Source organism: Chryseobacterium sp. SN22, from assembly GCF_008329705.1.
Lineage (GTDB): Bacteria > Bacteroidota > Bacteroidia > Flavobacteriales > Weeksellaceae > Chryseobacterium.
Window position 1 is genome coordinate 68,355 of record NZ_VTSX01000002.1, and the last position, 13,554, is coordinate 81,908.

Below are 13,554 nucleotides of genomic sequence, written 5' to 3' on the forward strand. Positions count from 1 at the left end.
TGCGTTCTATAAGTCTGTTGTTTTTTTTATCACGCAGATTATGGAGATTGCGCAGATTTTTTAATTAATGAGCAATGTTAAAAAATCGACGCTAATTTACATTCAGGGATGTGCGATCTCTTATAAGCGAAGTAGCCCTATGAAACTTTTACATTAACTCATTACCATTATACTTTGCGGGCTTTGTTCCTAAGACCCAGAAAATAAATAAAACCGTCCCGGACATATTCACGGGACGGTTTCTCTTTGAATTTATATCGAATATCAATTAATTAAATCAATTCGCTGCTCCGACTTTCATTACGGCTGTTTCCGCTTTGGTTTCCTGTTTTTTAGCATTTTCCCAACCGTCTTCCGGCATAAGGGTGGCTACGATTCTGCCTTTGGTCAGGTATTTTTTTGCCACATCCTGAAGGTCTTTTACCGTAAGTGCCTGCACTTTTTCTTTATAGTTCAGGATCTCGTACTTATCGGTACCGTCGAACTGGTTCTTGGTGAGGTTGTTCATCCAGAACATATTGTCTTTGATCTGGGTATTGTAATCGTTCATTTCACCTTCCTTGTACTTGTCGAGGTCTTTCTGATCCGGTCCTTTGTCAATCAGTTTCTGAAGTTCCGTAATGGCACTTTTCGTCAGCTTATCCACATTTTCAGGTCCGCAAGGGAAGTTGATGCTGAAGCTGTAGTTGTTGAACGGTACTTTATACATTCCTCCTCTTGCACCGCCGCCGTAGATTCCGCTTTCGTCTTCCCTCAGTTTTTCGATTACTTTAATGGTGGCTACCTCCCCCAATGCTTCAAGGGCCAATGCTTCTTTTTCGTTGTAAGGCGCTTCACCCATGTAGGAAATCGTCACCATACTTTTCGGGTCTTTCCCTTTTTTGTAGGTTTTGGTATAATCTCCGGTCATCTGTCTATAGCCGGTATCCCTGAAGTTGGTACTTTTTCCGGTAGACGGAAGACTTGCAATATACTGTATAACCTGATCCTTCAGTTTTGCTTCATCCACATTTCCGATGAAATAGAAGTGGAAGTTTCCGGCATTGGAAAATTTCTCTTTGTAAATGTCGTATGCTTTTTTGTAATCGGTATTGGCCCAATCTTTCTCCATCGGAATGATCCCGATAAACCTCGGATTCTTCTGGTTCATAAATTTGGCGTGCTCACTGGAGAAATAGAACTGCGGATTCGAAAGCAGGTTATCCAGCATCGCAGATTGTTTCGTTTTATAGGCGTTAAAAGCATCCTGATTGTAGTTCAGTCCCGTGAAGTAAGCATACATCAGCTCCATTGCCGTTCCCAGGTCTTTCTGGTTGGTTCTTCCGGAAATCCCATCGTAATAGGAGCCTATCATCGCATTCACGTTCGCCTGTTTTCCTGCCAGGTAATTGGTAAGATCGGCTTTTGAAAATCCGTTGACACCCGCTTCGGATAAGGCAGGGAATGCAAACTGGGTCTTTTTAAAATCCTCGTCATTAATCAGCGAGCTTCCGCCCATGCTTCTTGCCGTGAAAACAATTTCGTCATCCTTAAAATTCGTTTTCTTAAAAGTTACTTTTGCCCCGTTGCTCAACGTCCACGTAGTCGTTCCGAGCCTGGCATCGTTTTCCGTTTTGGCGATTTTCCCTTCGGATTTGAAAGGCTTCACCAGATTTTTGATGGTTGCTTTTTCCTGATACGGCTTAAGGTCGGCCATCTTTACGCCTTCAAAAGTATTCATCACCATGGCTTCCGTCGGCATCTGAACATTGTCTTTTTTCGGACCGGTAATTACCACTACCCGGCTGTCATCTTTTACAAACTTTTTAATCACGTCGTTAGCCTGCGCGAGGGTAACGGTCGGTAGGAATTTTTTTGTATCCTCATATTCCCAGGCGATTCCCGGCATCGGTTCCTGCTCCAGGAAATTCCTTACATATTCGTCTACCAGTTGATCGCTTTCCGTTTTATCCCTGTTATTGTACGTCCTTTCAATATTGGACATGACCTGCGCTTTGGCCCGGTCTAATTCAGATTGTGTAAATCCGAATCTTCGGGCCCTTTCCGTTTCTTCCAAAAGCACCTTTAAGGCATTCAGCTGGTTCCCTTCTTTTACCATCGCAAACCCTTGGAAACCTTCTTTGCTTCTGGCATAGGTTCCGCCATGGTATACCGAACCGTAAGTAAACGGAGGATTGGTAGAATTTACCAGCTCGCCCAGCCGGTTGTTCAGCATGGTGGTGGTAATCTGCTCCACCAGGCTTTGGTTGTACTGTTCTACGGTAACATCAGGCTGATAAGCATCCGAATCTTTCATGATAAACTGTACCATTGAGTTGGTTGCATCAGGATCCGTCTCAACAGCGACAAGGGTTTCCTTATGATTCGGAAGATCGAAAGTCTTTCTTTCCCTTGGCTTTAACGGGTTTTTATATTTGCTGAAGTTGTCTTTGATTTTCTTTTCAACTTCATCTACATTAATGTCTCCTACGACTACGATGGCCATAAGGTCCGGCCGGTACCAGTCTTTGTGGAATTGTCTGATTACCTCCGGCTTGAAATTTTCCAGCACGTCTTTTTTACCGATCGGAAGCCGGTTGGCATACTGGGAATTGTACAATAGCTTTGGAAGGTATTTATCCGACATTCTTTTGTCGGCTCCCAAACCAAGCCTTAGCTCTTCCAGTACAACTCCTCTTTCTTTGTTGATCTGCTCATCGGAAAGCGTGGCATTAAAAGCCCAGTCTTCCATCACCTTAAGCCCGGCATCCAGGTTTCCCGGCTTATCCAGCGGAACGGGAAGCATATAAACGGTTTCGTCGAAACTGGTGTAGGCATTTAAGTGCTGTCCGAATTTCACCCCGATGGATTGAAGGAAATCGACCAATTTGTTGTCCGGGAAATTTTTGGTTCCGTTGAAATTCATGTGCTCCATGAAGTGGGCCAATCCTCTCTGGTTTTCATCCTCAAGAATAGATCCGGCATTGATGGCCAGTCTGAAATCTACTTTCTTTTCGGGAAGCGTGTTTTTTTTGATGTAGTACTTCATTCCGTTGGGAAGAGTACCGGTTTTTACAGAAGCATCCATCGGAATATTCTGTGCATAAGCATTTGCAGATATCAGGAAGACTACTGCAAGCGACGAAAACATTTTTTTCATAGTTGTTTTGATTATTAATTTTTATGGGTCAAAAATAAGGTTTATTCACTTAAATAGGAAATGTTCATTTATTATTTAAAGTTAAATTTTCGTAAATTTTCGTTAAATTTTAGTGGTTTAAGGTAAATAATAAGATAGTAAGTAATCCAAAAATTTAAAATATCATATTGATTATTAATTGGTTTTCATCATTATGCCTGCTCGTGTACCAATACTTTGTAAATAATCTCTACCGGCTCATCTTATACTAAATCTTTTTTAAAAGATGATATCAATAAAAAAACCGGGCACTGCCCGGTTCCGTTATTTAAATTGATGATTTTTATTTAAAATCCGCGTCAGATACTCCTGAATTAATCATGACTTTTGTAGTCTTTACAACAACGTTCTGCCCGTTTCCTTCAGCCTGAATTTCCTGCGGGAATTTTATTCCGTCTACCGTCATATAGCTTTTGATGGTTGCGTTCCCTTCCTTTCCTATCGTTTTAAACAAAAGTCCCGTAGAAGCATCGAAGTAAAATTTACCTTTATCGGAATTCAGGACATTATAATCTTTACCATCCATTTTTTCAAGAGTTACCGATGAATAATTGGCCGCATTGTAAGCCAATGCATCGATGGTCTTCCCTTTTTTCATTTCCGCAAGTCTATCCGCAGGAATTTCAGTTTTCTGACCCATTTGCTGGAAGTAGCCTTTTTCCCCGTCAAAAAGCTGTGAAGAAGCCACCTGGCCCATAAAGGTCTGTTCGGATTTGAATTTATTGCCCATTTTTTTGGCAGTCATACCAACCTCACCCGGTAAACCATCGCCGGTAATGATATTTTCAATAAGCACGGTACGCACCGATTCCAGTTTATCTTTTCCACCCAAAGCTTTCAGATAGTTGTCCACCACTTCTTTCGGGGTCAGTTTTGATTGTACAGCTTCCGTCTTAGCGGCAGCAGTATTGGCAGTTTGTGCAACTACCGGAGTAGAGCAAAACACAGCGCAGAAAAACGGAATGATGATCTTTTTCATAAATTAAGTTTAGATGGTAAATATAGGAATATCAGGTGAATAATGGACGAAAGTTCCCAATAAAAAAACCACCGCATAAACGGTGGTTTTTAAATATTTATCGTGTAATAAATTATTTTTTAAGCTCTTCAAGAAACTCGTCGTGAGAAATAGCGGTTTCTTTTTTAGTTGCTTTTTCAAGGATAACGTCTTTCAGTTTCGTCATCGCCACTTCAGAAGAAATCTGTCTTACCTGCTCCTGGTCTTTCAGCATTTCAACGGCATATTTCTGGATCTCTTCATCCCCTAAGTGGTGGATTCCGTAGATGGCCAACTGGTTTCTTACCAATTGCTCTGCCTGACCCAAGATGTCTGCATAATCCAACTGGATTTCGTTTTCAGTCATCAGTTTTCCTTCGATGATCTGGTATTTCAACTGGTTTTTCTCAGATTCAAGGATTTCTTTTGCTTGCTCGGCAGACTGTACATTCTGGTTGGAGAACATTAACCATTTTAGTAAGAATTCCTCAGGAAGCTTTACTTCTTCTTTTTCAGAAACCTGCTCCAATACTTTGTTCACAAAGTGAACGTCTGCATTCTGCTGGAAGTATTCGTCCAGTTCGGATTTTACTTTTTCCTTCAGTTCTTCTTCAGATTTGATGTTTCCTTCTCCGTATACTTTATCGAATAATTCCTGATTAAGTTCAGCCAGGTTAAGACCATAGAAATCTTTTACCTTTACTTCCACTTCATTGTGATGAAGGTGCTCCGCTTCTTCTTTAGAGAAACCTAATTCTTTAGCAAGCTCTTCGTTTGCAGCAAGGTCTTCTTTGGAAACTTTTACCGAACCGTCCATTTTCAGAGATTTTACCAATTTGAAAGCTTCTTTGTTTTCAGCTGTAATGGTAACGTTCTTCGGCTGGTGGTGGTGCTCTCCTTCAGCGCCTTCTTCCACAACCTGGGAAACTTCTAACGCGATGTAAGAGTCTTTATTGATTTTGTCCTGAGGAGCCTGCTCTGCGAAACGCTTCTGCATGTTCTCAATACTCTTGTTGATTTCTTTTTCAGAAGCTTCCACTTTGTAATGAGGCGCTTCATATTTTGCTAAATCGATAGTGAATTCCGGCTCAAATCCAATTTCGAAAGCAACCTCCAACTGATCCGCATTGTAATCGAATTCGTTTACCGGCTGTGGTACAGGCTGGCCAACCAATCTCAGTTTGTTTTCGTTGACGTAGTTGTTTAAAGCATCAGAAACCTGCTTGTTGATTTCTTCAAAAGCAATACCCGCTTCATATTGTTTTCTAACCATACTCAAAGGCACTTTCCCTTTTCTGAAACCAGGAACTTGTGCATTTTTAGCATAATTAATCAATTGTTTTTCAACTTTTTCCTTATAGTCAGATTTTTCCAATGTTACTGTAAGCAATGCACTTACATCATCATGGTTTTTTGCAGTAACCTTCATTATTGATTAAAATTTTAGGTTGCAAAAATATGAAAATTTTATGAAAATCTATCAATTAAAATCAACTTAAAAAGCCAAATACTGTTAAATAAAAAACCGCCGGAAAATTCCGGCGGTTTTGCTAACAAGATTAAGAATGATATTAATTGGTTATATTGTAGTTTGCCTGAGCATCGGTTTCCCCTCCGGTATGGGTTCCGTATACCACTCCGTTTCCGCTCACTGAAGAAGCTTCGGAAACCGTTACCGGCTCATGAAATAAAGTAAGAACCAGCTGGCTTGGTGCCGCAGAATTTTTTATTGCAGTATTCACCACCCATTTTGTTTTTATTCCTACATGGTTACCATCCCCTCTTACAAAATCCGGATCATCTGTACGGGTAAGGGTGATATCGGAATTCGGGAAGTTATAGACCAGAAAATGTTCATTTACTGCTTCTTTTATTTCATCTGTAGCATCTTCATTGCCGTTTTTGAAAATGACTTCCACATTATACGTATGGCCGTTGATAAGTTTGATATTAGGGTTAGTAGTACTGTTAACCTGGTAATCATATACAACCGGGGTTGCCGTCGCCTGGTCCGTCACTTTAAGAAGAACATCCGAAAGTTCTTCCTGAGGAAGATCATCCGATTCGTCATCGCTTCTGTTACATGAAGTAAGACTTAAAGAAAGCGCTAAGAACAAAAGGCCTAAAATAAGGGTTGTATTTTTAAGAGTATTTTTCATTTTTTTAAATTTTTAAAGTGATTAAAATTGATATTTAAGAGTTAAAATAAAATTTCTTCCCATTTCGTCGGAAAAGAAACGAAGCCGGTTCAGGTAATCCCTGTACGACTTATTGAATACATTCCGGACTGAAAAATCAACTCCGAAATTTTTAGACAGATTCACCCCTGTCTGAAGGTTCCAAAGGGAATATCCGCTTGGCGGTGTGGAAATATCCACTTCCTGGTTATACGGGTTTCCTTCAGAATCAAATAATCTGATCGGAACATTGTAAACAGGAAATCTCGCTTGTTTCAGATACGTGTTGTTGCTTACATTGAAATAAAAGTTTTTCCATTCTTTTTTGCTGAATTCCAGCGAGTTGCTGAAGTTTGGCGGCATCATCAGAATCAGAGGAACATTATGGGTAAGATCCTGTCCGTACACATAGGAACCGCTTCCTTTATATCCGAGATGATCCGATATTTTAAGCTGGACATCCAGATCGATCCCATACATTCTGGCATCTACCTGCTCATAGTTATATACAACAAAGGCTCCGCCCCACTGCGTATTCTGATAACCTGTAGGAATTTCGTTGATGAAATTTTCAGTATAGAAGAAATAAGGATTTACCGAAATGTTCAGTCCTTTTAAAACATTCACTTTTACATCGGCAACCAGATTAAACTGATTTCCGGTTTCATTTTTCATTCTCATGTCCCCTCTTTCGATAATCGCTGCCGAGTGGTGAAGCCCATCTGCAAAAAGCTCTGCAATATTCGGAGATCTTGAAACCCGGGCATAATTAAACTTCAGATCAAAATAAGCGGACGGATGGTAAACGATTCCCACATTTGCCGAAACGTTGTTATAGCTTAAAGACGGCTTCGTAAGAATCCGGTTTTGGTTCACCCGCACCACAAAATTTTTATAATCTGAAGCATAAAGCTTGTTCCAGTCGCTTAGGTCATACCATTTCGTTACCTCATAATGGTCAAAATCGTATCTTCCTCCGGCCTCCAGCTCGACTTTGGGAACTATCTTATATTTCAGCACCGAATAAATTCCTGCATAATACCGGTCGTAATTCGGTACAAGGCGCCTGGCTTCCGTCTGCGTGCTGGAATAATTGTTCTGGTAACCTGCATTGATTCCGGTTTCCAGGTTCCACTTTTCTCTTTCGATCAGATGATTAACATTTAAATCGTTGGTAATCAGTTCCAGATCGAGTGCCGGCCTCCTGCTCAGCTCCTCCGTACGTCTAATGTCATATTCTTGCCTATGGTTGTACTGGAAACTGTATGTGGCCGTAATCTTTCCGAAATTTTCAAACCGCTGATACGCAGATATTTTGGCAATATGGTGCTCAATATCCTGTCTGGGATTATCAATATTATAGCTGAAATCCCGCTGGTAAATCGGTTCCGGTGCAGTAAGAGCACGCAGCAGATCCTCCGAATTTCCTACATGGGAACTTCTGAGGATGCCTATTGAACTTTTCGTCAGGTAATAGTCGAAAGAGAAGCCTCTGTTAAACGTCATCTTCTGGACCCCGAAGTTAAATCCGGAACTCTCCAGTCCCGTATTCATGAGGCCGTAATCAGGCGCTTCAAGATCCCCCAGTTTTTTATAACTGCCGTTTGTCTTGATGGCCCAGCCGTCTGCCCAGGTTTTTGCCAGCTTTACATTAAGGTTGCCTCCTCTTCCGTTGGAGATTCCGGAAAGCGACACATCTCCCGTCAGGGTATCTTTTTTCGGCAAAACCTGAGGCTGCAACACCACGACTCCGCCCACAGCCCCGCTTCCATATTTTAAAGCGGACGCTCCTTTTATGACATCGATGTGCTCAAAATTATTAACATCTACATTGGGTGCATGTTCTACCCCCCATTCCTGCTCGGCAAGCTTTACCCCGTCATTAAGAATTGAAACACGGCTTCCGTACAGCCCGTGAATAATGGGCTTTGTAATATTATTACCCGTTTTAAGGACATTTACACCGGAAATATTGGTCAGCAGGTTTCCAAGATTTTCAGAAGTATTCCGGGAGATCACCGTATTGTCGATGGTTTTTACCACCATACTTCCGTTGTTCTTATGGCTTCCGTGTACCGTTACGGTTTCAATATCCTGGATATGGTGCTCGAGCGTGATCGTCAGGTGCACATCCTTTGTAACTTCTATATTTTCAGTATAATCATTACAATCCGGATGTGTGGCGGTAAGGGTATATTTTCCCGCAGGAATTTTGCTGAAGGAGAACATCCCGTTTTTATCTGTTTTTACAGAGAAATTCCCAACTTTCACGACTGCATTTTCCAGTCTGGTTTTGTCATGAAAATCCTGCACTGTTCCCTCTACCGCATGCGTCTGCTGTGCGTTTGATAATGCAAATCCGCAAAGGATCAGCATAATACTATAGATCAATTTCATTATTGAATAGATTGATGTGTACTTTTTTCAAGTACTTTTTTCGAAAAAAATTTAATAAGTAGGCTGAATAATGTTTAGAGTAATATAAACACTCAATATCAAAGCCGGTGCATGCTCAAAAACATTGAACATAAAACCGTGAATATTGAACTTTAAACGATTAAAGCCGTAAAGAATCTATGAAATTATGAAATGGCGGGCGGACCGCGGAGCTGAAAGGTAAATTTGGTCTGAGACCATATTTTTTCCTGAACAGCAATACGCTGTTTTACTTCATGGGTAAAATTTTCAAAGGATAAACAGAATTCTTCAGGAACCAAAGTATGTCCGGTCGCTAAGAAATGACAGGCCAGACAGTCGGCTGCTTTTTCTTTCGCCGTATTCTTGGTCAGTGTATTTTCCGATTTTTTAAAGCTGAAATTTTTAAAGACCTCCTCCGAGCTGTGGCTGTGGAAATTTTGGGAAAACAGCGCAAGAAAGTAGATCCCAAACAACAATTTGGAAATGAAATTCTTCAGATTTCTGCTTTCTTTAAAAATCATGCTTCAAAATTATAAAAATATTTTAAAAGATCGGGATTAAAGTTTTCTTAAAATATTTTAATTGATAAGTAGGAATAATGTCCGCTTTGTTACAAAAGCTTTGAATCGACGAAAAAAAATCTTCCTCGGATTACGCAGATTTTCACGGATGATCATGTGGCTTCGAGAGCGTTTTTTCCTGAATTATCAGGCAGGCACAAAAAAGTTTATTGAAAAAATTCCAATAAACTTTATATATCACGAGTAATAACAGGTATTACAAACTATTTCTGACTATTAAACCAGAAATCAATTCAGCTGAGATCCCAGGTATTCCCACTCCTGTAAAGCCAGTTCAAGTTCCTCTTTTGTTTTACTGTATTTTTCCAGGGTTTCTTCAGAAGGGTTTTCTTTCGTAAAAGAAGTTTCAAATTTCTCTACTTTTATTTCAAGCTCGGAAATTTTCTCTTCTACCTTTTTAATTTTATTCTGAATATTTTTCTGCTCTTTACTCACGACCGTTGCAGACTGATCGCTTTTAACGGCAGGCTTTTCTTCCGCTTTTTTCACCTCAGCTTTCGGAGCCTCACTGTGAAGCTTTGCTTTCTCAGCCGAGATCTCACGGATTGATTCTTTTTGTCTGAATTCAAGATATTCGTTGATATCGCCTAAGAACTCTTTCATTTTTCCGTCGCGGAATTCATAGATTTTGTCGCAAAGCCCCTGAAGAAACTCCCGGTCGTGCGAAATGACGATCAGGGTACCTTCAAACTTCTGCAAGGCCAGCTTGATAATTTCTTTGGACTGTATATCCAGGTGATTCGTCGGCTCATCCATGATCAGGGTATTAAACGGACGCAACAGCAATTTACAAAGTGCCAGACGGTTTCTTTCCCCTCCGGAAAGTACTTTTGTTTTTTTATTCACCGCTTCTCCCTGGAACAGGAAAGATCCTAACAAATCACGGACTCTAGGTCTCGTTTCTTCCGTTGCGGCATCTTCCGCTTCTTCCTGAACGGTTTTATTCGGAGTCAATACTTCTTCCTGATTTTGGGCAAAGTATCCGATATTGACATTGTGCCCCAGGTTCCAAGTTCCGGAATAGTCTTTAATATCGCCGGCAAGGATTTTCGCCAGGGTTGTTTTTCCCTGCCCGTTCTGTCCCAGCAATGCAATCCGGTCACCCCGCTGAACAATGAAATCCACATCATCGAAAATCTGTTTTTCTCCGTATGCTTTTCCAAGGTTTTCCGCCTCAAAAATAACTTTCCCCGGAACAACCGACTGCACGAAACGGATGTTGAATTTGGAAACGTCTTCGTTATCCACTTCGATACGCTCGATTTTATCCAGTTTTTTGATCAATGACTGGGCAAAGGAAGCTTTGGTGGCGCTCGCACGGAATTTGTTGATGTTGTCTTCCATCTGCTTGATCTCTGCATCCTGATTCTTTTTGGCCTGAATCAGTTTTTCACGGCGGTCCTCCCGCATGACGAGGTATTTGGAATAGTTGGCTTTATAATCGTCGACTTTTCGGTTGTTCACATCAAAAGTACGGTTGCAGACGGCTGTCATGAACTGCTTATCGTGGCTTACCAGCACAATCGCTCCGGGATATTCTTTCAAGAAGTTCTCCAGCCAGATAATGGATTCCATATCCAGGTGGTTGGTAGGTTCATCGAGAAGCATCAGGTCGTTTTTCTGAAGAAGCAGCTTTGCCAGTTCGATCCTCATTCTCCAGCCTCCTGAAAATTCATCGGTGATCTTCTGGAAATCGTCGGCTTTAAATCCTAATCCGAACAGAACTTTTTCCACATCACCTTCCAGATTATAGGCATCGTGATGCATCAGAAGATCATTAAGCTCGGTCATTTTATTGATCAGGTCCGTGTAAGAATCACTTTCATAATCGGTTCTTACCGTCATCTGATGGTTGACTTCCTCCAGTTCCTCCTTCCATGCATTGATCTGCTCGAAGGCCTGCATGGTTTCATTCCATACGGTTCTTCCTTTTACAAAATCGAGATCCTGTTTCAGGAAACCAATGGTAATGCTTCCTTCGGGAACAACGTTTCCTTCATAGAATGTAATTTCTCCGGAAAGCATCTTCAGTAAAGTGGATTTTCCCGCTCCGTTTTTACCGACCAAACCAATTTTATCATCCTTTTTAATTGTAAAATTTACGTTTTGAAACAGATAGTTTCCCGAATGATGTAATCCTAAACCTTGAACCGAAAGCATGTGTTAAATAATGATTAATGTGAATAATGAATTTTCGGGTGCAAAAATACGGAAAATAAAGCAATTCAAGATAAAGAAAAAGAGCCGCTTAAAAAAGCAGCTCTAAGGGGGAAAACTTATACGCTTATAAGTTGAATGACAAAATTCCGGAAAATAAAGCTGATCCGGTATCGTAGAAATAACCAAAGTTTACATTACGTATTTTTACGGAGTATAGAGTAGGTTAGACTAAGGCTAAGTTTTTAGAGGTTCCGTAGAAGCTTCTTTCACTTAACGTTATCGATGCAGATCCCTTTATATCGCAGATTTTTCGGTTTCAATAGTACTTCGACAGGCTCAGCATAACACATTTAATTCAATAATGACAGGATTTAAACCGAGTTGTCTAAACAGTATAGCGGCTATAACATTTTATACCAATGTACCCAGAGCATACTATTGACAGGAATTTCCGGCTTTCTGCTCTCACCTTTATCATTATTAGTATTTTAAATGCTTCTTTAAAATCCGCTCATGAATAAAAAGAGCTGCCAAAATCATGGCAGCTCTACACCTAAATTTAAAACTGAAAAAGTACTAACATTTGTTGTAAACACTTTCTTTCATTAGAATTGTACGGTTCCAATAGTCATTATTCGGAATGTTGGTTCCGTATGCATAGTCCACAGCAGAATCTTCGATGTGGTGGATCTCCAACTGTGACCTGGAGCCGTTTTTATGGTAATGATCGTTCGAATGACCCGGAACGTTCAGCCCGTTGTTGATAAATTCTGCAAAGGCGGTACCTTTCGGATGCTGAAGCAATGCCTCATGGTACAATCCGAAATTGGCCGAAATGTGGGTATAATCCGACAGCTCCGCATAATGGTAAACCGGCTTCGTATCCGGCGAAAGGGTTTGTATATAGCGCTGAAGAGCTTGCGATAATTCGATAAGGCAGGGATGCTCGCACTCCTCAATTTCAAAATCCGACAGGCTGAAATCAGTCCTGAACACCGGCTTTTCAGCATTGGTTTCTGCAATCATCAGCTGCCCGTAAACTTTCGGCAGTCCGTTATAGACCCACTCTTTGGCAATATAGGCCTGTGAGGAAATGCCGTCATGATCTATTCCGTAATCGCTCAGCAAATCATCCCAGATTTTATTTCCTTCTGCGTTTTTTATCGTGGCTCTGATGTTTTCCATATAATAGAAAACCTCCCGGTCTTCCGTAAAGGCCGGCGAAACATAAACCGACTGTGATCCTTCAAGATACCCTCCTCCCACATCAGCGTGAGAGCCGGGCACAAAAATCTCTTTCCACACCGAATGTTCCGTTACCAAACAGGTATCGCTTTTTTCTTTTGAATCTTCAGAAAGACCGGTAAGCGGAAAAAAAAACCGGCATTCGTTCAGCGCACTGATCTGCAGCACCCGCTCCGTCTTCGGAAGTATAGCCACTTCATGGCTGCTGAAAGCTGCAGATTCCACGGTATCAAAAATACCCAGGAATTTTACTTTTACCGTAAAGCCCAAAAATTCCGAATATTCCCTCAGCAGTTCATAGCATAGATGCCTGGCCAGCATTGCGCCTCGGCTGAATCCATACACATAGAAGTGATATTCTGCTGCATTGCCGGACAATAGGTTTCTGACAAATGAAGAAGCCTTCTCCAGCTTATCATCCGAGGAATATCCTGAAACCCCCGAAGGGTTTTTACAGGTGGCCATGGTAAAATCCTGGTCTTCGGATCCGGTAACGGTTCCTATTCCTTCTATATAAATTTTTTCATCACCGTTAAAAAGATTGAATAATTTATAGATATTGGTAGTCCCACCATAATAGCTTTCATTATTTTTGTCAGGCTTCCGAAGGGAAACTGCATTCGGTCCGTTATTTCCGGTACCGTCGAAAAAAACTCCAATAGAGATTATTTTACAATTCATTCACTTGTGGTTTTATCTGTTCTTCATTATGGGTAATGAAGTGCTTCATTTTATGAATTCCCCAAAGTAACGGTGAAAAAAATTGGAATGATAGCGTAGAAAATACCAAATAAAAAA

The 13,554-nt window shown here is 40.9% G+C and carries 8 protein-coding genes; all 8 read right to left on the reverse strand.

The window, feature by feature from the left end; all coding sequences use genetic code 11:
• Positions 1-277 precede the first annotated feature (277 nt).
• Positions 278-3,139, reverse strand: a complete 2,862-nt coding sequence (locus FY557_RS01450) for a M16 family metallopeptidase (RefSeq protein WP_149245517.1) — start codon at positions 3,137-3,139, stop codon at positions 278-280.
• A gap of 322 nt (positions 3,140-3,461) precedes the next feature.
• Positions 3,462-4,157: a hypothetical protein gene (locus FY557_RS01455; protein ID WP_149245518.1), complete on the reverse strand. Its 696-nt coding sequence runs from the start codon at positions 4,155-4,157 to the stop codon at positions 3,462-3,464.
• 112 nt (positions 4,158-4,269) lie between these two features.
• On the reverse strand, positions 4,270-5,604 hold the full coding sequence (locus tag FY557_RS01460; RefSeq protein ID WP_149245519.1) for a trigger factor: 1,335 nt from the start codon (positions 5,602-5,604) through the stop codon (positions 4,270-4,272).
• Between the two features lie 142 nt (positions 5,605-5,746).
• Positions 5,747-6,334: a hypothetical protein gene (locus FY557_RS01465; RefSeq protein ID WP_149245520.1), complete on the reverse strand. Its 588-nt coding sequence runs from the start codon at positions 6,332-6,334 to the stop codon at positions 5,747-5,749.
• A 21-nt stretch (positions 6,335-6,355) separates the two neighbouring features.
• A complete protein-coding gene (locus tag FY557_RS01470; protein WP_149245521.1) occupies positions 6,356-8,749 on the reverse strand; it encodes a TonB-dependent receptor in 2,394 nt (797 codons plus the stop codon).
• Positions 8,750-8,934: 185 nt separating this feature from the next.
• Complete coding sequence (locus FY557_RS01475) at positions 8,935-9,291, reverse strand: hypothetical protein (protein ID WP_149245522.1); 357 nt, start codon at positions 9,289-9,291, stop codon at positions 8,935-8,937.
• Between the two features lie 288 nt (positions 9,292-9,579).
• Complete coding sequence (locus tag FY557_RS01480) at positions 9,580-11,511, reverse strand: ABC-F family ATP-binding cassette domain-containing protein (RefSeq protein WP_149245523.1); 1,932 nt, start codon at positions 11,509-11,511, stop codon at positions 9,580-9,582.
• A gap of 576 nt (positions 11,512-12,087) precedes the next feature.
• Positions 12,088-13,437, reverse strand: a complete 1,350-nt coding sequence (locus FY557_RS01485; RefSeq protein ID WP_149245524.1) for a T6SS phospholipase effector Tle1-like catalytic domain-containing protein — start codon at positions 13,435-13,437, stop codon at positions 12,088-12,090.
• Between the last annotated feature and the right edge of the window lie 117 nt (positions 13,438-13,554).

Coding starts and splice junctions, on each gene's coding strand:
- FY557_RS01460 (WP_149245519.1), bottom strand. CDS start 5,604: ATGAAGGTTACTGCAAAAAACCATGATGATGTAAGTGCATTGCTTACA.
- FY557_RS01465 (WP_149245520.1), bottom strand. CDS start 6,334: ATGAAAAATACTCTTAAAAATACAACCCTTATTTTAGGCCTTTTGTTC.
- FY557_RS01475 (WP_149245522.1), bottom strand. CDS start 9,291: ATGATTTTTAAAGAAAGCAGAAATCTGAAGAATTTCATTTCCAAATTG.
- FY557_RS01455 (WP_149245518.1), bottom strand. CDS start 4,157: ATGAAAAAGATCATCATTCCGTTTTTCTGCGCTGTGTTTTGCTCTACT.
- FY557_RS01485 (WP_149245524.1), bottom strand. CDS start 13,437: ATGAATTGTAAAATAATCTCTATTGGAGTTTTTTTCGACGGTACCGGA.
- FY557_RS01470 (WP_149245521.1), bottom strand. CDS start 8,749: ATGAAATTGATCTATAGTATTATGCTGATCCTTTGCGGATTTGCATTA.
- FY557_RS01480 (WP_149245523.1), bottom strand. CDS start 11,511: ATGCTTTCGGTTCAAGGTTTAGGATTACATCATTCGGGAAACTATCTG.
- FY557_RS01450 (WP_149245517.1), bottom strand. CDS start 3,139: ATGAAAAAAATGTTTTCGTCGCTTGCAGTAGTCTTCCTGATATCTGCA.